The organism is Streptomyces sp. NPDC057280 (genome assembly GCF_042668605.1).
Taxonomy (GTDB): Bacteria; Actinomycetota; Actinomycetes; order Streptomycetales; family Streptomycetaceae; genus Streptomyces.
The window spans coordinates 102,481-123,045 of record NZ_JBHUYR010000002.1 but is presented as its reverse complement, the minus strand read 5'-3'; the positions used below and the strand labels follow the sequence as shown (position 1 = coordinate 123,045).

Below are 20,565 nucleotides of genomic sequence, written 5' to 3'. Positions count from 1 at the left end.
CGCCATGCACCCCGAGACCCACCTCGCCCTGCACCAGGCCCGCGCCGCCGACCTCCGCGCCCAAGCCGAGGCGCACCGCCTCGCCACCGAGGCCAAGCCCCCCAGGGAGCTGCGCACCCGCCTCGGCTGGACCCTGATCGAACTCGGTCTCCGCCTCGCCGCCAGCCCCCGCCCGGCGATGGCCTAACAGCTCGGAACCGACCCCTTCCCCGACTCCAGCGCCGTCAGGGAGCTCACGGCCCCCTTCAGCGTCGTCACCGGAATCAGCCGCAGCCCCTTCGGGAGTTCCGCCTTCGCGTCGCCGCACTCGTCCTCGGGGACGAGGAACACCGTGGCGCCGTCCCGCTTCGCGGCCTGCGTCTTCAGGGAGACGCCGCCCACCGCGCCCACCGTCCCGTCGGCGTCGATCGTGCCCGTACCGGCGATCACCCGGCCGCCCGTGAGGTCACCGCCGTTGCCGTCGCCGTCCAGCTTGTCGACGATGCCGAGGGAGAAGAGGAGCCCGGCGCTGGGGCCGCCCACGTCCGCCAGTTTCAGGGTGACCTTGATGTTCTTGTCGGAGAGGTCCAGGTAGTTCAGCGCGGCCTCGGTCGCCGCGTCCTGGGACTCCTTCATCTGCTCGGTGTTGTGCCGCTCGATCTGCTGCGTGGACTGCCCGCTCGGGTAGACCGAGTCGCGCGGCATGACCGCCTGGTCCGTGGCGAACCACGCGTCGAGCACGTCCCCGAGCGAGACCCGGGTGTCCGGATTGGTCGCCTCGATGGTCGTCATCCGCAGCTGCCCGGTCGTCGTACGCGTCTCGGCACCCGTGATCGTGATCACCGGGGTGTCCTGGTTCTCGCCGAGGACGTTCGCCGTCATGCCGGGCTGCGCCAGCGAGAACGGCAGGGGCGCGAACGCCGCGGTGGCGAGGAGGGCCACGACGGGCAGGGCGCAGACGGCGACGGCCCGGGGGCGCGTGAGGCGAGAGAGCACGGGATCAATCTAACGCGACGACCAGTTCCGGCCAGGAGCCGGTGGTGTCACGGGGGGAGGTGACCGGCGGACACTTCGCCGGTGGTGCCACGGGGGAGGTGACCGGCGGACACTTCGCCGGTGGTGTCCCGGGGTGACCCACGGCCACCCCGGTCACCCTTGCCGAAGGGCTCAGCGCAACGCCTCCGCCACCTCCCGTGCCGCGTCCATCACCCGCGGGCCCACCCGTTCGGGCACCGCGTCCGCCAGCATCACCACGCCGACACTGCCCTCGACGCCCGTGACGCCGAGCAGCGGGGCGGCGGCGCCGCTGGCTCCCGCCTCCAGTTCGCCGTGGGTGAGGGTGTAGCCCGGCTCGCCGGGCGGCTGGGTGCGGGCGGACAGGATCGCCCGGCCCGCGGCACCCCGGTCCAGGGGGTGGCGGAACCCGGCGCGGTAGGCCACGTGGTAGTCCGTCCACGTCGGCTCGACCACGGCGACGGCCAGCGCCTCCGCCCCGTCCACCAGCGTGAGATGGGCCGTGGCCCCGATGTCCTCGGCGAGGGAACGCAGGGCCGGCAAGGCGGCCTCGCGCACCAGCGGATGCACCTGGCGGCCCAGGCGGAGCACGCCGAGGCCGACCCGGGCACGTCCGCCCAGGTCACGTCGTACGAGAGCATGCTGTTCGAGGGTGGCGAGCAACCGGTACACGACGGTCCGGTTCACGCCCAGTTTGTTGGATAGCTCGGTGACGGTCAGCCCGTGGTCCGTATCGGCCAGCAGCTTGAGGACACGCAGTCCTCGGTCGAGCGTCTGAGAGGTCTCCGCGGTCACGACGCCCACTCCTCCAAGTGGTGAGGTCGGCGGCCTTGTCGCGGCGGTGCGTCATCGAGTCCCGTCGGCGACGCGCGTCAGAGGCCGCCGATCGGCCGGCGGCCCGGCATGCGTACCGGGCCGCGTCGCTTCACGGCTGCGCTCCGCGGCGGCGCTGCCACGGGGCGTGTGCGTAGCGGGACATTAGCGAAGCCGGTTCGCTGAGCGGAAGGCTCCGTCCAGAATCCGGTCAGTGGCCGGTACGGAGTACTTCTGTTTGTCCTGATACGTACGACGCCCAGCATCCTGCGAGCACAGCATCTGACATGCCCCGCACCCTCTCGGCCAGGGGCTCAGCGCATCCGGGTGGCCCACTCCTGGACCTTGGCGATGCGCTGCCGCAGCTGCCCGGCGGTGGCCTCGGCGCTCGGCGGTCCGCCGCACACGCGCCGCAGCTCGGTGTGGATGACGCCGTGCGGCTTGCCGCTCTGATGGACGTAAGCGCTCACCATCGTGTTGAGCTGCTTGCGCAGCTCCATCATCTCCTTGTGGGAGACGACGGGCCGCCGCTCGGCGGGCAGTTCCAGCAGGTCCGCCTCAGAGTCCGGCTTCTTGCGGCTGTGCGCGATCTGCCGGGCCTGCCGCTTCTGGAGGAGAAGCTGGACCTGGTCGGGTTCCAGGAGGCCCGGGATCCCGAGGTAGTCCTGCTCCTCCTCGCTGCCCGGGTGGGCCTGCATGCCGAACTCGGCGCCGTCGTAGAGCACCCGGTCGAAGACGGCCTCGGACTCCAGTGCCTCGAAGGCGAACTGCTCCTGCTCGCCGGTGTCCTCGTCCTGCTCCTTGTTCGCCTCCTCCATCTCCTTCTCGGACTCGGCGTACGGGTCCTCCTCGCCCTCCTTCTTCGGCTTGTCGAGGGCGTGGTCCCGTTCCACCTCCATCTCGTTGGCGAAGGTGAGGAGGTCGGGGACGGTCGGGAGGAACACGGAGGCGGTCTCGCCGCGGCGCCGGGACCGTACGAAGCGGCCGACGGCCTGGGCGAAGAAGAGGGGCGTGGAGATGGTGGTGGCGTACACGCCGACGGCGAGGCGCGGGACGTCGACGCCCTCCGACACCATGCGTACGGCGACCATCCAGCGGTCGTTGCTCTGGCTGAAGTCGTCGATGCGCTTGGAGGCGCCGGCGTCGTCGGAGAGGACGAGCGTGGCCTTCGTGCCCGTGATCTCGCGGATCAGCTTGGCGTAGGCGCGGGCGGAGTCCTGGTCGGAGGCGATGACGAGCGCGCCCGCGTCCGGGATGGCCTTGCGGACCTCGGTGAGCCGCTGGTCGGCGGCGCGCAGCACGCTCGGCATCCACTCACCGCGCGGATCGAGCGCGGTACGCCAGGCCTGCGAGACGGCGTCCTTGGTCATGGGCTCGCCGAGCCGGGCGGCGATCTCGTCACCGGCCTTCGTCCGCCAGCGCATGTTGCCGCTGTAGGAGAGGAAGATGACGGGCCGGACGACGTGGTCGGCGAGCGCGTTGCCGTACCCGTAGGTGTAGTCGGCGGCCGACCGCCGGATGCCCGCGTTGTCCTCCTCGTACGTCACGAAGGGGATGGGGTTGGTGTCGGACCGGAACGGCGTACCGGTGAGCGCGAGCCGGCGGGTGGCCGGCTCGAAGGCTTCGAGGCAGGCCTCGCCCCAGGACTTGGAGTCACCGGCGTGGTGGATCTCGTCGAGGATGACGAGGGTCTTGCGCTGCTCGACGCGGTTGCGGTGCAGCATGGGGCGGACGCCGACACCGGCGTACGTCACGGCGACGCCGTGGTAGTCCTTGCCGAGCGGGCCCGCACTGTACTCCGGGTCCAGCTTGATCCCTATCCGCGCGGCCGCCTCCGCCCACTGCTTCTTCAGATGCTCGGTCGGCGCGACCACGGTCACCTGCTGCACGACGTGGTGGTGCAGCAGCCAGGAGGCGAGGGTGAGGGCGAAGGTCGTCTTGCCGGCGCCCGGGGTCGCCACCGCGAGGAAGTCACGCGGCTGCTCCTGGATGTACTTCTCCATCGCCCCCTGCTGCCAGGCACGCAGCTTGCTGGCGGTGCCCCAGGGGGCGCGGCCGGGGAAGGCGGGCGAGAGGTGGTGGGACGTGGTGGAGGCAGACATAGGCGCGGGTCCGGAGGGCCCTCCGTTGAGGGTGGTGGCGGGTGACGGGCGGGCGGTAGTCACGGTCTCCGTACGAGGGTCGGGCGGCTCGGCTGGTGGTCCGTAAGGTCGGGCTACGTATGACAACCGGGCCACCCTACCGGCGGCCCGGTGCCGTCAACGTGCGGACGGGGCCGGGTCGCCCGTGGGTGGGACCGAGGTCACAGTCAGCGCGCGAAGCGCGGCAGATGGGCCGCGATCTTGGGCACGTCCAAGGCACCCTGGCAGACATCCAGGACGAACCGCTCGGCGTCGTCCACATCGAAGGCCGGGTCGAGGGGGTGTCCGTTCATGTGCAGGAAGACCCAGGTCGCGTACCAGGCGATGCGCTTGTTCCCGTCGACGAGCGCGCGATTCCGCGCCAGCGACTCCATCAGCGCGGCAGCCTTCTGCCATACATCCGGATAGGCGTCCTGCCCGAACACACTCGACTGCGGACGGGTCAGGGCCGAGTCGAGCAGCCCGTAATCGCGCACCTCGTCGGCCCCGAGCCGCTTCGCCAGGTTCAGCAGCTCGGGCAACGTGAGGTAGTGCATCAGGCGAGCCTCCGGTTCAGCTCAACACTGGCCTTCAGCACATGATCGGCCGCCTCGTTGAACAGACGTGAGTGCTCGTTTATGGCCGCGATCACCGCGTCGTGCGCGAAGGCCTGCATACTGCGCCCTTCCGCCGCCGCACGCTCACGCAGGGCGTCGAGCTCTTCGTCCGTGAAACGCAGGTTCAGTCCAGCCATACCTAGGACGGTACTACGTGGTACCACGCGGTGTCACCGGGATTCGCTCCGCAACCGCCTCGTCACCCAGGCCCCCACCAACGCCACCCCCGCCATCGGCAGGAACACCGCCGCGAAGGCCGCCGGATGCGAGCCCGCGCCGGACGCCTCCGTCGCCGCATGGCTCACCGCGCCACCGCCCAGGGCAGCGAAGGCGGCGCCGCCCGCGGCCAGCAGGACGACGTTCGCGAGGGCGTCGGAGATCTGGAGGGACGCGGAGTTGGTGCCGGCCTCCTCCGGGGCGGAGAGCTGGAGCAGCAGCACGCTGGTGGAGGAGATCACCAGCCCCATCCCGAAGCAGCCGAAGGCCCACGCCACCGCCACCGTCCAGGCCGGCACCGAGTCGATCAGCACACTCGGCGCCGCGGCGATCGACGCCGCCACCAGCACCATCCCGGACGTCATCAGCCGCTCCCGGTACGGCTCCACCCGCGCCCGCGACTGCACCCACGAGCCCAGCGCCCACGTCAGCCCGCCCGCCGCCAGCGAGAACCCGGCGAGCGTCGGCGTGAGCCCCCGCTGGGTGACCAGCATCAGCGGCACGAAGGACTCGGCGGCGATGAAGGAGCCCGCGGCGACCCCGCGCAGCAGGACGACGGAGGGCAGGCCGCGGGCGGCCCGGTAGGTGCCGCGGGGCAGCAGTCCGCGTACGGCCGGCACGAGGAGCGCGGCGCCCGCGACCGCCGGGACCGCCGACAGCCACCGCAGATCCTGGGCGGCGTACTGCAACAGCCCCGCGCCCAGCGAGATGCCGAGGGCGAGACGGATGCGGCGCCGGTCGAAGGAGGCGGTACGGGCGCAGCCGTCGACCGGTCCGCCGGCTCGCCGGCGTATCTGCGGCAGCGCGAGGGCCAGCGGAAAGACGACGAGTACGGGGATGCCGACGAACACCCACCGCCAGCCCAGATGCTCGGTCACCGCACCCGCCGCGAGCGGTCCGACGATCGACGGCACGACCCACCCCGCGGCGAAGGCGGCCATGATCGCGGGCCGCAGCCGCTCCGGGTAGGCCCGCCCCACGACGACGTACAGCGCGACGATGACCAGCCCGCCGCCGAACCCCTGCACGGCCCGCCCGAGGATGAACAGCCACATCGCCCCCGCGGTGCCGGACAGCATCAGCCCGGCGGCGAAGGAGGCGATGCCGGTGGTGAGCGGGCCGAGCGGGCCGCGCCGGTCCGACCACTGCCCGGACAGCACCATCCCGAACAGCGAGGTGGTGAAGTACCCCGAGAACGCGAACGCGTACAGCGACACCCCGTTCAGCTCCCGCGCCGCCACCGGCATCGCCGTCCCGACCGCGGTGGCCTCGAAGGCGATGAGCAGCACGACCGACACGATCCCGACACTGAGCGCCCGGTAGGCCCGGCTCAGCACCCCTTCCTCGCTGTCGGGGGCCAGGTCAGGGGTGGCGTGCGTGACGTCGGTGTCGCGCGGTTCGAGGGTGGTCATGGTCGCCAGCGTAAGGGTCGTGGCGGGGTTTGACCCCTGTCGGGAGGTGGCCTTGGGCTGAGACCTTGGTCGTACGACCAGAGCCGCGCCCCCGCCTTTCATGAACGGCGTGTGGCAGTCCCGTTGCAGGGCGGCCGATTCCCTTGAGCCCCTTCTCGTCCCGCCCGTACGGTCATCTCACCGAAGCCGGAACGGAGTCCAGGCTCTGATCCGGCGAAGGGCCGTGTGCCCGAGTGGCTTAGGGACTCGCCTGCAAAGCGAGGTACGTGGGTTCAATTCCCGCCACGGCCTCTGTGCCGAGCGTGACGAAAGGGCGGCGCCCCCGGTGGGGGTGCCGCCCTTTCCGTCGGCCGGGGTCAGGCCCTGGCGTACTCCCAGCCGCCGCACCTGTACGGCGTGCCGTCCGAGCCGTCCTGGAGGCAGGCGCGGATCTGGAGGGTGGTGCCCTCGGGGAAGGACAGGTCCCAGTCCTTGGCGACGGCGTAGCCGTTGCCGTTGTAGTACGAGTGGGTCGAGGAGCTGGAGTTGTAGCGCCACTGGGCGGCCGTGCCGTGGCCGTCCTTCAGCATGTCGAGGGCGGTGAGGATCTCACCGTCGGCGGCGAAGTACGTCTTCGCGGTGATGTCCGCCGAGACGATGGAGTTGGAGGCCTCGTAGACCTCGCCGGCCGCCTGGGCCGGGGCGATGCCCAGGGCGAGCGCCGACGCGGAGGCCGCGGCCACCCCGAGGGCGGTCGTCATTCGACGGTGGAGCTTGCGCACAGCGGCGGTCCTCTCTTCGAACAACTGGTCGCGCCCGAACTTACCTGAGGGGAAAGGGAGTTGGCTGATGATTAATGCGGGGTGGGGGGCAGGCGCGATGCGGGTCACCTTGTGCCGTTCGTTCCGTTTTGCTGTGAATCCTCCGATGAGTCAGCAAAGCGAAAGGTGCGTACCCACATAGGCTGTTTGTCTCCTCGGATGCCTGATCCGCTGCCATGCTGCCCGCACCGGAGCCGCTGAGGGGCTCCGCGCCGGCATCAGGGGGATGCGATGGGCGATCAGGCATATTGGAACGCCGGGGACCGGCCCCGGATCTTCATCAACTGGCAGTCCTTCACCGCGCAGGGCATCAGCAACGACTGGCAGGGCCCGGTCACGGACGCGGTGCTCAACGCGTACACGCGGTGGCAGCACGCGGGGGTCGACTGCCGCTTCCAGTTCTGGAACTACACCGACCGGACCGAGCCGCAGGACGGCGAGATCCTCGTGTCGATGAACGAACGGCACTTCGACACCACACGCGTCGCCTCGACGTTCACCAGCTGGCGCAAGGCGAGTCTGGTCATCCATCGCAAGAACGGGGCCGATCTCACACCGTGGCCGATCGTGCCGTTCAACGCCGCGCCGGGGCAGATCGATCTGCAGGGCGTCTTCCTGCACGAGCTGGGGCACTGCTTCTGGCTCGACCACAGCGCCGGCGACCAGGAGACCATGTGGGGCGACTACGGCTATCACCGGTACCGGTTCGGGCCGTGGGAGGGTGACGTCGCGCGTGCCAAGGCGATCTACCGGGACTTCGACCGCAACCGGCTGCGGGAGTTCCGGTCCGTCGACGGCGGCGGGTCGTGGTTCGCGCAAGGGACGCAGATCACCGACTACAACAACTATCAGGCACGGACCTGCCTGACGCCGGGCGTCACCTCCATCGGGACCAGCGGACTCTACGCGCTCGGCTGGAGCCACCCGAACCGCATCCCGACCTGGCTGCGCACCGACGGCGTCAACTTCCTCTTCAACGGCTGGGTCTACTACGGCGGTGAGCGCTCCGTGCACGGCCCCGCGCTCGCCGACGAACCCGGCGGGCTGATGCTCATGGCCTGGGTGCACAACGACAACAACGGCGGCATCCGCGTCGTCCGCTCCACCAACCAGGGACAGAGCTGGGCCTGGGCCGGCACCCCGGCCGGCGCCACCACCTTCGGCACCCCGGGCCTCGCCTCGACCGTGGTCAACGGCCGCCGCGCCTGGGTGCTGGCCTGGGCGCACTTCGACCGCGCCGACCACACCGGCACCGGCCGCATCCGCGCCAGCGTCTCCTACGACGACGGCTGGACCTGGTCGACGCCCGCCGTCGTGCCGACCAGCTACGACTACAAGTCGCTCGCCGGCATCTCGCTGGGCGCCGCTCCCGACAACCGGCTGGTCCTGGGCTTCTCCTGGGCGGGGCCCGACATCTACTCCATGAACCTGGTCCGCAGCCTCGACTGCGAGGTCTCCGGCGACCGGCTCGTCCAGCGCGGCACCGGCTACTCCAACGACCGCACCCGCACCCAGCCCGCCGTCACCTACGATCCCGGCCGCAATCTCTTCCATCTCTCCTTCCGGGAACAGAACTTCCTCACCTCGCTGCGCGTCGCACAGAAGGAGTGGCTCAAGACCTCCTGGTCCGCGGCCCAGCAGCTGCCCAACTCCACGTCCAGCACAGCGCCGGCCCTGGCCCACAGCCGCGTCGGCAACAACCTTCTCCTGTGGTACGGAGGCGAGTGAGCCATGGCGACGTATCTCACCACCACGCCGACCCTGCTCCAGCGCATCCGCGACTGCCAGGCCGTCGTCGTGCTGCGCGGGCGCACCCTGGAGTCCGTCACCGCCGACCACGAGGCCCGCGAGGAACGGCAGTTGGGCACCTTCCGGGCCACGCCCGCCGAGGTGCTCAAGGGTGACGACGAGGGCGCGCTGACCATCCGGATGCCCGGCGGCACCGGGTCCGCCGAGCAGGTGGCCTGGCGGCTCGCGCCGGAGGACGACCGGCCGCAGGTCGCCTTCCTGGTCCGGGAGAGCCGCAGCTCGTGGGTGCCGTACTTCTCCAGCGTCTTCCCGCTCGACGGCGAGACCGTACTGCTCTCGGAGGAGGTCGAGGACGACCGGGCCGACGCGGAAGGCGCCCTGGACCTCGCGGAGTTGCGGGCGCTCATCACCCGGGCCGCCGAGGAGGCGCGGGAGCAGCAGACCAGGCTGTGGGAGGCCGAGCCCGAGGTCGCGGCCCGCACCCGGCCCCATCCGGTGCTGGAGTCCCCCGAGGCACCGGCACCGGGGGCGACCTCCGCCGCACCGGACGCCGCTGATCCCGGCGGGGCCTCGGCGGCACCGGAGACACCGGAGTCGCCGGAGTCGCCGGAGTCGCCGGAGTCGCCGGAGGAGTGAGCGCGAAGGGCCGGGGCGGGTGGGGTCAGAGCAGCCCGCCCGCCTCGTCCCGCAGCGCCTGTGTCCAGTAGTGCCAGTCGGCGTCCGGTGCGCCGCCGGTGCGGTCGACCGTCGACAGGACCTGGATCATCGTGGCCGCCAGCTGGGCGTGCGGTCCCAGCGGCTCGTCCAGCACGCGGTTCCGGCCCTGCGACAGCTCCTCGTCGAGCGTCGCCTCGCGGCTCAGCAGCCAGAGTGTGAAGGCGAGCGTGGAGACGTCCGTGTTCAGCGGGTGGAGCACCGCCTCGGGCTCGCTCCAGTGCAGGACCGCGCCGGTCCGGCCGTCGACCACCAGGCTGTTGTCCTCGACGAGGTGGCCGAGGCGTATCAAGTGGTCGGCGTCGCCCGGGAGTCCGGCGGCCGGGTCGTCGGCGTGGTGCTCGGTGAGGGTCGGCAGCGGGACGTCCGTGTCCAGGCGGAAGAGCGCCGTGTCCTCGGGCAGGCCCGTGTCGCGCAGGAAGCGGCGGGTGGGTTCATGGGTGAGGGTCGCGGGGAAGTCGACCTCCTCGAAGCGCCAGATCTCGCCCTGCCCGAACTCCTGGTCCAGCAGCCGGGACGGCAGGTCCAGCGCCAGCCCCGAGGCCCGGCCCGGGCCTGCCGTCAGCGACAGCGGACGGATCAGGGCCGCCGCCCGCCACAACGCCGGCACCTCGCCGCCCGTGCCCTCCTCGAAGATCGCGAGCAGCTGACGCGAGGCCTCCGCCGCCACCTGCGGGCCGTAACGGTCGGCGTAGGCCGCGAACTGGCCGCGCAGCTCCGTCAGTTCCTCCGTCGCCGTCGCGAAGCGCACCAGCTTCTCCAGCGACGGGGCCAGCGGGCGGCGCTCCATCAGGTCCGGGCGGTCCCACCAGAAGTCGGTCGTCGACACCTCGCCCGTCACGCCGTCGAGCAGGACCGACTCCGTCTCCCGGCCCTCGTCGTCGAGCAGTCCGCCTATGACCAGCTGGTCCCGCATGTCCACGGCCAGCCGCCCGCTGGGGTCGCCGGTCGCGTCCGTCAGGGTGCGCAGGCCCTCGCGGCCGAGCTCCGCGAAGCTCAACAGGCCGATCTCCACGGGCAGTCCGGGGCCCGTCAGCCAGCTGCGCGTGGACGCGTGCGTGACGAGGCGCTCCAGGTCGTCGTCGGTCAAGGTGATCACCGCGGGTGCGGTGCCGGTCGTGCTCATCGTTCCCCCGTGCGTGCTGGCTCTGTGTCCCCGAGCAGGGCAGGGCAGGGCGGGTTCGTCGTGAAGATCTCGCCGTCGTTCCCCACTGACCGGAACACTACGCCGCGCCACTGACAACGGCCCCCGACAGCCGGGACTCCACGGCCACACGGCCACGCCCCACGACACACAGACGCTCAAACCACCCTGGCGCGTTGCCTCCCCGCCGGAATCGCCTCCACCGTCTCCCCCGCCGAAAGCTCCGAGGTGTCCGGCCGCAGCCCGATCCGGGGCGTCACGTCAGGTAGACGCCGCCCAGCACGACCACCAGCGCGGCGAGCGCGAACACCAGGATCCAGATCAGCAACTTGCCGACGCTGGGCGGCGGTTCGTAGCGCTGCGGATCGTCCTGGCTCACTGTCCCGTCACCACCGCGGCCTGCGGGCGGATCGGCAGCCGGTTCACCGGGCGGCCGGTCGCGGCCCGCACGGCGGAGGCGACGGCCGCCGGTGACGTCACCACCGGCACCGCGCTCACCGCCTTCGCGCCGAAGGGCGCGACCACGTCCCGTTCCTCGACCAGCTTCACGATCCGGATGTCCGGGGCGTCCAGGGCCGTCGGCAGCGCGTACCCGGTGAGGTCGGGGTGCCGGATCAGCCCGCGCGCGGTGCGCAGGTTCTCGGTCAGCGCGATGCCCACGCCCTGAGTGACACCGGCCTCGATACGGGCCGCCAGCTGGGCCGGGTTCAGCACCCGCCCGACGTCCTGCGCGACGGCGAGTTCCACGACTCGGACCGAGCCGAGTTCGATGTCGACGTCGACCACCGCGCGGATCGCGCAGAAGGCCATGCCGACGAACGCGTCGCCCTGGCCCTGCTCGTCGAGCGGTTCCGTCGGGTGCGGGCGGCACTGGGCGGTGGCCCACAGCTCCTTGCCTTCCATGGCCTCGGTGACGGTGGTCGACAGGACGCCGTCGTACGAGGTGATCTTGCCGTCGGTGATCTGGAGCAGCTCGGTGGACATCCCGAACTTGTGCGCCAGCGGCTGGAGGAGCTGGGTGCGGACCATCTTCGCCGCGCGTTCCACCGCGCCGCCGGAGACCCAGGTGTGGCGGCCTCGACAGCCCGCGCCGGCCGGGGGCTGGTCGGTGTCGACGGGGGCCACGTGGACCTCGTCGATGCCGAGCGTCTCCTGGACGATCTGGCGGGCCAGCGTGGTGAAGCCCTGGCCGGTCTCGACGGCCGCGCAGAGCACGGTCGCGATGCCGTCGTGGACCTTGACGGTGGCCGTGGAGACCTCGTCGGCGCCCTCGGCGCCGAGCATGTGCACCATGCCCAGGCCGTAGCCCACACCCCGGCGGATCGCGCCGGGCTCCCCCGCGCCCTCGGGGCCGCCGGGCAGCAGCCACTCGTCCTCGGGGGTGTCCTTGGGCAGCGCGGGCAGCGGGAAGTCGCGTACGGCCTGGAGGAGTTCGGCGACCGGGGCCGGGCACGTCACGGTCTGGCCGGTCGGCAGGACGTCGCCGGTGGCCATGGCGTTGCGCAGGCGGAGTTCGGCGGGGTCGATGCCCAGCTTCTTCGCCAGCTTGTCCATCTGGGCCTCGTAGGCGGCGCACACCTGCATGGCGCCCTCGCCGCGGACATGACCGGAGGGCGGGTTGTTGGTGCGCACGGCCCAGCCTTCGATGAAGGCGTTCGGGACGACATAGGGGCCGCAGGCGAAGCCGACGGCGGCGGCCAGGGCCTCGGAGGAGGTGTCGGCGTAGGCGCCGGCGTCGAGCAGGATCTGCGCCTCGACCTTCACCAGCTTGCCGTCGGCGTCGGCGTGGTGGCGGTAGCGCAGGAGGGTCGGGTGGCGGTGCGCGTGGCCGAGGAAGGACTCCTCGCGCGTAGCGGTGAGTTTGACCGGGCAGCCCGTCTTCAGCGCCAGGAGGCCGAGCGGAAGCTGGATGCCCTGGTCCTCGCGGTCGGCGGTGGCGCCGGGGACGCCGGTGACGACGATCTTGACGCGTTCGGGTTCCAGGCCGTAGCAGGCGGCGGCGGTGTCCCGGTCGGTGTGCGGGTCGGTGGAGGCGAGGTAGAGCTCGACGCCGCCGTCGGGGCGGGGCACGGCGAGTCCGGCCTCGGCGCCGATGGGGGCCGGGTCCTGGCGGCCGATGCGGTACTGGCCCTCGACGACGATCTCGCCGGTCGCGGCCGGGTCGCCGTGGTGCAGCGGGATGTGCCGGATCAGATTGCCGTCGGCGTGCAGCGGCTCGGCCTCGAAGGCCAGCTCCGGGTCGGTGACCGGGTCGAGCACCTCGTACTCGACGATGACGGCCGCGGCGGCCATCCGCGCGGTGTCGGGGTGGTCGGCGGCGACGGCCGCGATGGGCTCGCCGTGGTGGCGTACGACCTCGGAGGCGAAGACCGGGCGGTCGGCCTTGCCGCGGCCGTACAGCGGGTGGCCGGGGACGTCCTCGTGGGTGATGACCGCGCGGACGCCGGGCATCTCCCGCGCGTGGGTCGTGTCGATGGACACGATGCGCGCGTGCGGGTGCGGGGAGCGCAGCACGGCCGCCCACAGCAGGCCCTCGGCCCACAGGTCGGCCGCGTACGGGAACGTGCCCTCGGTCTTGGCGCGCGCGTCGGCGGCCGGGAGGGAGGCGCCGAGGCCGTGCGGGATCGGCTCGGGGGCAGGGGCTGCCTCCGCGGGAGTGGTCGCGGTGGCGGCTTCGTTGCTCACGCCTGGCCTCCGTCCGGTCCGTACGCCTGGTCGTGCCGCGGCTCGAAGGCCGACGGGTTCACACCGCCGGCTCCCGGGCCCGCCTGGTGGGGAATACGTGCTTCGTCGCCGTCCGACTCGGAGGTCGCGGCGGCGTGTGCCTCGCGCTCGGCGACGACCTCCTTGACGGCGTCGACGACGCCCCGGTAGCCGGAGCAGCGGCACAGGTTGCCGCACAGCGCCTGGCGGGTCTCCAGCTCGGTCGGCGCCGGGTTGCCCTCCAGCAGGTCGTGCACGGTCATCGCCATGCCCGGCACGCAGAAGCCGCACTGCACGGCGCCGCACCGGGCGAGGGCCCGCTGCACGTCGGAGGGGCGACCGTCCTCGGCGAGGCCCTCGACGGTTCGGACCTCGCTGCCGGCGGCGGTGACGGCGGGGACCAGGCAGGAGGCGACGAGCCGCCCGTCCACCTGGACGTTGCAGGCCCCGCACTCGCCCTGCGAGCAGCCGTCCTTGGCGCCGGCGAGGCCGAGCCGCTCACGCAGCACGTAGAGCAGCGACTCGCCGATCCAGGCGTCGGCCACGGGCCGGTCGACGCCGTTGACGCGCAGGACGTAGGCGGCGAGGGGGTGTTCCTCGCCGGGGAAGGCGGGAGGCTGTTCGGCGCTGTCGTCCTCCGCGTCCTCGGCCGCCGGAGCGGAGCCGCCGTCCGCGGTGTGCTCGGCGCGCGGCCCGGATGCCTCTTCAGCGGCCTCCACGGCCCCTTGGGAGCCCTCGGGGGCCTCGGCCGCGGCGGCGTCCTCACCGTCGCCCGGAGAGGGCTGTGAGGCGGCTGCGGCGGGGGCGGCGTCGGAGGGGTGGTCCTGTGGTTCGGCGGAAGCGCGCGCCGCGTCCGGGGCGGACCCGTCCCGGCCCGCCGCCACGCGCGCGTGGCCGTCCGCGGCGGTCGCGTCGCCCACGGCGTCCGGCGGCACGTGTCCGTGCTCGTCGCCGCCCGGCAGGCCGTGACCGCCGTCGGCGGGGGCGTGCGCGTGTCCGTGCCCGGCTCCGGGAGCCGCCGGCTGCCCGGCATCCACCGCCCCCGTGTCCCACGGCTGTCCCGTCTGTGTCGCCCAGGGGGCCGACGCGCCGCCGGGCAGCGTGGCCGGCGGGGTGCCGCCGCCCCACTGCTCGACGAGCGACGACGTGGTGAACTCGCCCGATTCGTCCGGAAGGTCACCCCCGGCGACGGGGATGGACCACTGTCCGGTGACGTCGTGGCCGGGCGCCGGAGCGGAGTCCGACGCGTCCTGGAAGGTCCACTGCCCGGTCGCCCCCGGGTTGTACGTGAACTGGTCGCTCCCGGCCTGGTGCCCGTCCTGCGGCACGGCGTTGGGGTCGGGCCACTGCGCGCCGCCGGCCGGGGCCGCGGCCCAGGTGCCGGTGGCCGCCGGGTCGGTGTCCGCCGAACCGCCGGGCGCCACCGTTATCTGCGGCGGCACATAGCCGTGGCCCGGCGCCGCGAGCGGGCTGTCGGAGGCCAGCAGGGCGTCGATGCCGCCCTCGGGGAGCTTCACGAAGGCGGTGGCGCCGTCGTCGTAGTCGCCCTGGGGCAGCGGGTCCCAGCGGCCGCCGCCGTGGGGCGCGGCGCCTTCTCCGTGCTGGTCGTCGGTCACGACAGCGCCCTCCCCAGTGCTCGTCGGGCCAGCGCGGCGACGGTGCGCCGCAGGTGCAGTACGGCGGGCGGAAGCGGCTGCACGGAGCCGTCGGGCTCCGGGACCGGGTCCGGGATGCAGGCCGCGGCGACGTACTCGCCGAAGGCGTGCAGCGCCTCCGGGACGAGCGCGCGGTTGTTGTCCCAGTCGATCAGCCGGCCGACCCACTGCTCGGCGTCCAGGGGCCGCAGCGGCATCGGCGCTATGGCTCCGACGGCGCACCTGACTCCGCGCCGGGCGGGGTCGAGGACCAGCGCGACGGAGGCGATGGCCCGGCCGGGGCCGGTGCGGCCGGTGGCCTTGAGGAAGACCTGCGGCGCGTGCAGCAGCGGCACGCGCACGAAGCCGATGAGCTCGCCGCCGCGCAGCATGTCCACCCCGGCCAGCAGGTGCGACACCGGGATCTCCCGGCGGGCTCCGCCCTGGCCCGCGATGATCAGCGTCGCCTCCAGGGCGGCCAGCACCGGGAGCGCGTCGCCGGTGGGGGACGCGGTGGCGATGTTGCCGCCCAGGGTGCCCGCGTTGCGGATCTGCGGCGGGCCCGCGGCGCGCGCGGAGGCGGCGAGCGCGGGGATGAGGGCGGCGAAGTCGGGGCGGCCCATGCGCGCGTGCGTGAGCCCGGCGCCGAGCAGGGCGTGCCCGTCCTGGTACTGCCAGCCGCGGATCTCGCTGATCCGGCCGAGGCCCACCAGCGCGGCGGGCCTGAGCTGGCCGGAGTTCACCGCGGCCATGAGATCGGTGCCGCCCGCGACGGGCACGGCGGCGGGCGTGGCGGCCAGCGCCGCCACGGCCTCGTCGAGCGTCGTGGGCAGCGTGACGGCCTGCGCCGCCTGCGGTGCGTGCGTGGTCAAACCGGCTGCCCCTTCCCGCTGCCCCACCTGGTCCCAGCTGGTCCCGCCTGTTGCTGCCGTACGGTACGTGCTGACAGGGCGGACGTGGCAACTCTGGCACATCTTCGCAGGGCCCGAAGAACGGGGTCCGGTAGGAGGCATTCGCCCACCTCATCAGGGAGATGGTCCGTTTTCGTACGGCATCACCGGTGTGAGCGAATTGCCTCTCTTCAGTGATCCTGCCGGGGTTTCTCCGCTACTTGTCCGGCGGCGTCCCCTCGATCGGGCGACCGAGCACACCGGGGCGCCGCTGCCAGGGCAGGGGACCCGTGGGCGGCCGGTAGCCGACGCCGAGGGCGTCAAGTCGCCGGTAATGGGTGGCCATCCGCCGCTCGAACCCGGCGAAGTCCCGCTCGGCGGGGGCCGGCAGGCCGCTCCAGGCGACCTCGGCGAAGGCCGCGAGCCGGGGGAACGCCTGGTAGTCCACGCGCGCGGGGTCCTCCATCACCTCGGTCCACAGGTTGGCCTGCGTGCCGAGCACGTGCGCCGCCTCGTCCGGCGTCAGCTCCGCGGGAACGGGCTCGAACCGGTACACGTCCTCCAGGGTGCGGACGTAGCCGATGGGGACGGGCTCGTCGGGGCCGTCGGCCTGCCGGTGGTCCAAGTAGACCTGCTGTTCGGGGCACATGACGACGTCGTGTCCCGCGCGTGCGGCCGTCACGCCGCCCTCGTAGCCACGCCAGGAGGACACCGCCGCGCCCTCCGCGAGGCCGCCCTCGAGAATCTCGTCCCAGCCGATGAGCCTGCGCCCGCGCGCGGAGAGCCACGTGTCGAAGTGCCGTACGAACCAGGCCTGAAGTCCGTCCTCGTCACCGACGCCGAGTTCCTTGACGCGGGCCTGTGCCGTGGCCGACTGCCGCCACTGGTCCTTGAGGCATTCGTCGCCGCCGATGTGGACGAACTCCCCGGGGAACAGTTCCAGGACTTCCTCGAAGACCCCTTCGTAGAAACGCAGGGTGTTGTCAGTGGGGGCGAGTACGTTCGGAGAGATCCCCCAGTTGTCCCAGACGGAGAGGGAAGTCGTGTCGATCACATCGGTGTTGCCGAGTTCCGGGTACGCGGCGATGGCGGCCTGCGAGTGGCCGGGTACGTCGATTTCCGGGACGACGGCGATATGCCGCTCGGCGGCGTAGGCGACGATCTCCCGGATGTCGTCCTGGGTGTAGTAGCCACCGTGCGGCTTCTCCTCCCACAGCGGCGAGGCCCGGTGGCCGAATTTCGTTCGCGCCCGCCATGAGCCGACCCCGGTGAGCCGGGGGTATCTCTTGATCTCGATGCGCCAGCCCTGGTCGTCCGTCAAGTGGAAGTGGAAGACGTTGAGTTTGTGGGCGGCCATCAGGTCGAGGTAGCGCAGCACTCCGTCCTTGGGCATGAAGTGCCGGGCGACATCGAGCATGAGGCCGCGCCAGCGGAATCGGGGCGCGTCCTGGATCTCCGTCAGCGGCAGCCGCCAGGTACGGCCGGGAAGGGGTGCGCGCCGGAAGGCGTCGGGGCCGAGGAGCTGACGCAGCGTCTGGGCGCCCCGGAAGACCCCGGCGGGCGAGCCACCCTGGAGGTGGACGCTGCGGGGAGCGACGACGAGGCGGTACGCCTCCTCCCCCAGCCCGGGCCGCACGGACAGGTGGAGGACGTCGCGCTCGCCCCCGGGCCTGGGCGGCAGGGCGAGTCCGGTCGCCGCGCCGAGCGTCGCGCGCAGCCAGCGCGCGGTGCCCTCGGCGCCGGGCCCGGCCTCGATCCCGAAGCCGTCGCCGAGTTCCAGGAAGCCCTCGGTCCGCTCCACCCGGTCGGGCGCCGGAATGAGATCCATGAGTGATCAGACCTTTCAGTCCTTGACCGCTCCGCCCAGCCCCGAGACCAGACGTCGCTGCACGAGTACGAAGAACACCAGCACCGGAAGACGCTCGTCGCCGCCAACCCCGGGAACACCAGCGGGAAAAGGATCGGAAGCGGAACCGGAAATCGTGTCAGCAGGCTGCTGACGAAATACCGACCAAAATCCTGTTGGCCGAACACTCGCCGGAAGGAATCCGGTGCGTTGCGACATATGCAATGAAAATAGCGCTCTGCACAACGGAGGCTAGGGACTCCCTGAACATGTCCACAAGAGGTCTCAACCACTTCGTGACCGGCGGGCGCATTCCGTGCAGCGGCGGACAGCACAAAGGCCCCCGAGGCGCGCCGAAACGCACCTGGAGGCCTCAGTGGGACCCAGCCGGACCGGGCGGACCTACTTGTCGCCGCCGCCCTTGCCGTCGCCGTCCCCGCCGGCGCCCATGGACTCGTAGATCTCCTTGCACATGGGACACACCGGATACTTCTTCGGGTCGCGGCCCGGTACCCACACCTTGCCGCACAGCGCCACGACGGGGGTGCCGTCGAGGGCGCTCGCCATGATCTTGTCCTTCTGGACGTAGTGGGCGAAGCGCTCGTGGTCGCCGTCGCCGTGGGACACCTGTGGCGTCGGCTCTACGAGGGTCCCCGTACCAGTCCCGCGCTCGGGCTCAAGAGTGCTCATGAAAGCCAGGGTACTGAAGGTCACATGCTTCAGTTGAGCGAAGGGTCGTCCGGGTACGTGGCCACCATCGCCAGCTCGTTGCGCTGGCGGCGCAGGACCTCGCGCCAGAGTCTCTCCGGGGACGGCGAGGACACGTCACCGGGCTCGGACTCCACGACGTACCAGGCGCCCTCCACCAGCTCGTCCTCCAGCTGGCCGGGGCCCCAGCCGGCGTATCCCGCGAAGATCCGCAGCGAGCCCAGGGCCGAGGCGAGCAGCTCCGGCGGGGCCTCCAGGTCGACCAGGCCGATCGCGCCGTGCACCCGGCGCCAGCCCAGCGGGGCTCTCTCACCGGACGCACCGCCGGGGATGACGGCGACGCCGAGCGCGGAGTCGAGGGAGACCGGGCCGCCCTGGAAGACGACCCCGGGTTCGCCGGCGAGGTCCGCCCAGCCCTCCAGGATGTCGCCGACGTCCACCGGGGTGGGCCGGTTGAGGACGACACCGAGGGAGCCCTCCTCGTCGTGGTCGAGAAGGAGCACCACCGCACGGTCGAAGTTCGGGTCCGCCAGGGCGGGCGTTGCCACGAGCAACCGCCCTGTGAGCGAGGACACCTCGGTCATGCCAGACATGATCCCGCATCTTCCCCCCGAAGGGGGAGGCAATGCGGGGACGGGAGGGAATGCAGCTCAGAGCTGAAAGGGGCACGGCCCGCGCGCCTCCGCGCCGGTGACCCCATGTACCCGTGAGCGAACGGTGGGTGTTGTGACACAGCTATGACGTAGCTGGGCCGTACTTGGGCTTACGGAAGGGGGGTGGACGGCGATTACCCTTTCCCTTCTGGCCCCTGCCCCACCAATCGGAACGCGAGATACATGACCGTCAACGGCAATGACGACGTACTGCTTGTCCACGGCGGAACCCCGCTGGAGGGCGAGATCCGTGTCCGCGGTGCGAAGAACCTCGTACCGAAGGCCATGGTCGCCGCCCTGCTGGGCAGCGGGCCGAGTCGACTGCGCAACGTTCCGGACATCCGTGACGTGCGCGTCGTACGCGGTCTGCTGCAACTGCACGGTGTGACGGTCCGTCCGGGCGAGGAGCCCGGCGAGCTGGTGATGGACCCGACCCACGTCGAGAGCGCCAACGTCGCTGACATCGATGCCCACGCGGGTTCCAGCCGTATCCCGATCCTGCTCTGCGGTCCGCTGCTGCACCGCCTCGGGCACGCCTTCATCCCCGGCCTCGGCGGCTGTGACATCGGCGGCCGGCCCATCGACTTCCACTTCGAGGTGCTGCGGCAGTTCGGCGCGACCATCGAGAAGCGTGCGGACGGGCAGTTCCTGGAGGCGCCGCGGCGGCTGCGCGGTACGAAGATCCGGCTGCCGTACCCGTCGGTGGGCGCGACCGAGCAGGTGCTGCTGACGGCGGTGCTGGCGGAGGGCGTCACCGAACTGTCCAACGCCGCGGTGGAGCCCGAGATCGAGGACCTCATCTGCGTTCTGCAGAAGATGGGCGCCATCATCGCGATGGACACCGACCGCACGATCCGCATCACCGGTGTGGACTCGCTCGGCGGCTACAACCACAAGGCGCTGCCGGACCGTCTGGAGGCCGCCTCCTGGGCTTCGGCCGCGCTCGCGACCGAGGGCAACATCTACGTCCGCGGCGCCCAGCAGCGGTCGATGATGACGTTCCTCAACACCTACCGGAAGGTGGGCGGTGCCTTCGAGATCGACGACGAGGGCATCCGTTTCTGGCACCCCGGCGGCCAGTTGAAGTCCATCGCGCTCGAGACCGACGTGCACCCGGGCTTCCAGACGGACTGGCAGCAGCCGCTGGTGGTCGCGCTGACGCAGGCCACGGGCCTGTCGATCATCCACGAGACGGTGTACGAGTCCCGGCTCGGGTTCACCTCCGCGCTGAACCAGATGGGTGCTCACATCCAGCTCTACCGCGAGTGCCTGGGCGGCTCCGACTGCCGCTTCGGCCAGCGCAACTTCCTCCACTCGGCGGTCGTCTCCGGCCCCACCAAGCTCCAGGGCGCCGACCTGGTCATCCCCGACCTCCGCGGCGGCTTCTCGTACCTCATCGCGGCCCTCGCGGCCCAGGGGACCTCGCGGGTGCACGGCATCGACCTCATCAACCGCGGCTACGAGAACTTCATGGAGAAGCTCGTGGAGCTCGGCGCGAAGGTGGAACTGCCGGGCAAGGCGCTCGGGTAGCACCCGGCACACGCACGCGGGCA

20 protein-coding genes and 1 tRNA gene are annotated in these 20,565 nt (G+C 71.9%); 5 read left to right on the top strand and 16 right to left on the bottom strand.

The features are described 5' to 3' along the window. The first annotated feature begins 4 nt into the window (after positions 1-4). The gene (locus ACFUO4_RS11150; RefSeq protein WP_383482638.1) at positions 5-187 is read left to right on the top strand and encodes a hypothetical protein; all 183 of its coding nucleotides are present in this window, start codon (positions 5-7) and stop codon (positions 185-187) included. Here ACFUO4_RS11150 and ACFUO4_RS11145 read toward each other — a convergent pair. The 6 genes from ACFUO4_RS11145 to ACFUO4_RS11120 form a co-directional block, all read right to left on the bottom strand. Beyond that, positions 184-975 carry a PDZ domain-containing protein gene (locus tag ACFUO4_RS11145; RefSeq protein WP_383482636.1) on the bottom strand — a complete coding sequence of 264 codons (792 nt, stop codon included), beginning with the start codon at positions 973-975 and terminating at the stop codon, positions 184-186. The genes ACFUO4_RS11150 and ACFUO4_RS11145 overlap by 4 nt on opposite strands. 171 nt (positions 976-1,146) lie before the next feature. Further along, positions 1,147-1,788, bottom strand: a complete 642-nt coding sequence (locus tag ACFUO4_RS11140) for an IclR family transcriptional regulator (RefSeq protein ID WP_126272349.1) — start codon at positions 1,786-1,788, stop codon at positions 1,147-1,149. A gap of 332 nt (positions 1,789-2,120) precedes the next feature. Further along, positions 2,121-3,908, bottom strand: a complete 1,788-nt coding sequence (locus ACFUO4_RS11135; protein WP_383482631.1) for a DEAD/DEAH box helicase — start codon at positions 3,906-3,908, stop codon at positions 2,121-2,123. A gap of 206 nt (positions 3,909-4,114) precedes the next feature. Further along, positions 4,115-4,483 carry a type II toxin-antitoxin system death-on-curing family toxin gene (locus ACFUO4_RS11130; protein ID WP_383482628.1) on the bottom strand — a complete coding sequence of 123 codons (369 nt, stop codon included), beginning with the start codon at positions 4,481-4,483 and terminating at the stop codon, positions 4,115-4,117. Beyond that, positions 4,483-4,680: a hypothetical protein gene (locus ACFUO4_RS11125; protein ID WP_079309830.1), complete on the bottom strand. Its 198-nt coding sequence runs from the start codon at positions 4,678-4,680 to the stop codon at positions 4,483-4,485. Before ACFUO4_RS11125 ends, ACFUO4_RS11130 begins: the two co-directional genes overlap by 1 nt. A gap of 33 nt (positions 4,681-4,713) precedes the next feature. Then, positions 4,714-6,171, bottom strand: a complete 1,458-nt coding sequence (locus ACFUO4_RS11120; protein ID WP_383482624.1) for an MFS transporter — start codon at positions 6,169-6,171, stop codon at positions 4,714-4,716. A 219-nt stretch (positions 6,172-6,390) separates the two neighbouring features. Here ACFUO4_RS11120 and ACFUO4_RS11115 point away from each other — a divergent pair. Then, positions 6,391-6,462, top strand: a tRNA-Cys gene (locus ACFUO4_RS11115). 65 nt (positions 6,463-6,527) lie between these two features. Here ACFUO4_RS11115 and ACFUO4_RS11110 read toward each other — a convergent pair. Continuing rightward, the gene (locus tag ACFUO4_RS11110) at positions 6,528-6,911 is read right to left on the bottom strand and encodes a hypothetical protein (RefSeq protein ID WP_079309829.1); all 384 of its coding nucleotides are present in this window, start codon (positions 6,909-6,911) and stop codon (positions 6,528-6,530) included. Between the two features lie 291 nt (positions 6,912-7,202). Here ACFUO4_RS11110 and ACFUO4_RS11105 point away from each other — a divergent pair, with 291 nt between their 5' ends. Together ACFUO4_RS11105 and ACFUO4_RS11100 are read left to right on the top strand one after the other, a co-directional pair. After that, positions 7,203-8,699: a sialidase family protein gene (locus tag ACFUO4_RS11105; RefSeq protein ID WP_079309828.1), complete on the top strand. Its 1,497-nt coding sequence runs from the start codon at positions 7,203-7,205 to the stop codon at positions 8,697-8,699. Between the two features lie 3 nt (positions 8,700-8,702). After that, a complete protein-coding gene (locus ACFUO4_RS11100) occupies positions 8,703-9,356 on the top strand; it encodes a hypothetical protein (RefSeq protein WP_383482622.1) in 654 nt (217 codons plus the stop codon). A gap of 25 nt (positions 9,357-9,381) precedes the next feature. Here the strand turns inward: ACFUO4_RS11100 and ACFUO4_RS11095 are convergent, their stop codons facing one another. The 9 genes from ACFUO4_RS11095 to ACFUO4_RS11055 form a co-directional block, all read right to left on the bottom strand. Beyond that, entirely contained in the window at positions 9,382-10,560 is a 1,179-nt protein-coding gene (locus tag ACFUO4_RS11095) for an SUKH-4 family immunity protein (RefSeq protein WP_383482619.1), read from the bottom strand. A 274-nt stretch (positions 10,561-10,834) separates the two neighbouring features. After that, positions 10,835-10,957 (bottom strand): hypothetical protein, encoded by a 123-nt coding sequence (locus ACFUO4_RS11090; RefSeq protein ID WP_383482616.1) that lies wholly within the window; start codon positions 10,955-10,957, stop codon positions 10,835-10,837. Next, the gene (locus ACFUO4_RS11085) at positions 10,954-13,263 is read right to left on the bottom strand and encodes a xanthine dehydrogenase family protein molybdopterin-binding subunit (protein ID WP_383482613.1); all 2,310 of its coding nucleotides are present in this window, start codon (positions 13,261-13,263) and stop codon (positions 10,954-10,956) included. Before ACFUO4_RS11085 ends, ACFUO4_RS11090 begins: the two co-directional genes overlap by 4 nt. Then, positions 13,260-14,897: a 2Fe-2S iron-sulfur cluster-binding protein gene (locus tag ACFUO4_RS11080; protein ID WP_383482609.1), complete on the bottom strand. Its 1,638-nt coding sequence runs from the start codon at positions 14,895-14,897 to the stop codon at positions 13,260-13,262. The genes ACFUO4_RS11085 and ACFUO4_RS11080 overlap by 4 nt, the downstream gene beginning before the upstream one ends. Next, complete coding sequence (locus ACFUO4_RS11075) at positions 14,894-15,787, bottom strand: xanthine dehydrogenase family protein subunit M (RefSeq protein WP_079309825.1); 894 nt, start codon at positions 15,785-15,787, stop codon at positions 14,894-14,896. Before ACFUO4_RS11075 ends, ACFUO4_RS11080 begins: the two co-directional genes overlap by 4 nt. Before the next feature lie 235 nt (positions 15,788-16,022). Beyond that, positions 16,023-17,633: a beta-N-acetylhexosaminidase gene (locus ACFUO4_RS11070; protein WP_383482604.1), complete on the bottom strand. Its 1,611-nt coding sequence runs from the start codon at positions 17,631-17,633 to the stop codon at positions 16,023-16,025. A 15-nt stretch (positions 17,634-17,648) separates the two neighbouring features. After that, complete coding sequence (locus ACFUO4_RS11065) at positions 17,649-17,870, bottom strand: hypothetical protein (RefSeq protein WP_128112204.1); 222 nt, start codon at positions 17,868-17,870, stop codon at positions 17,649-17,651. A gap of 183 nt (positions 17,871-18,053) precedes the next feature. Then, a complete protein-coding gene (locus ACFUO4_RS11060; protein ID WP_079309856.1) occupies positions 18,054-18,341 on the bottom strand; it encodes a DUF3039 domain-containing protein in 288 nt (95 codons plus the stop codon). Positions 18,342-18,370: 29 nt separating this feature from the next. After that, positions 18,371-18,943 carry a YqgE/AlgH family protein gene (locus ACFUO4_RS11055; RefSeq protein WP_059192108.1) on the bottom strand — a complete coding sequence of 191 codons (573 nt, stop codon included), beginning with the start codon at positions 18,941-18,943 and terminating at the stop codon, positions 18,371-18,373. 252 nt (positions 18,944-19,195) lie between these two features. On the opposite strand from ACFUO4_RS11055, the gene murA reads away from it, so the two are divergent. After that, entirely contained in the window at positions 19,196-20,542 is a 1,347-nt protein-coding gene (gene murA / locus ACFUO4_RS11050; protein ID WP_059192109.1) for a UDP-N-acetylglucosamine 1-carboxyvinyltransferase, read from the top strand. The last annotated feature ends 23 nt before the right edge of the window (positions 20,543-20,565 follow it).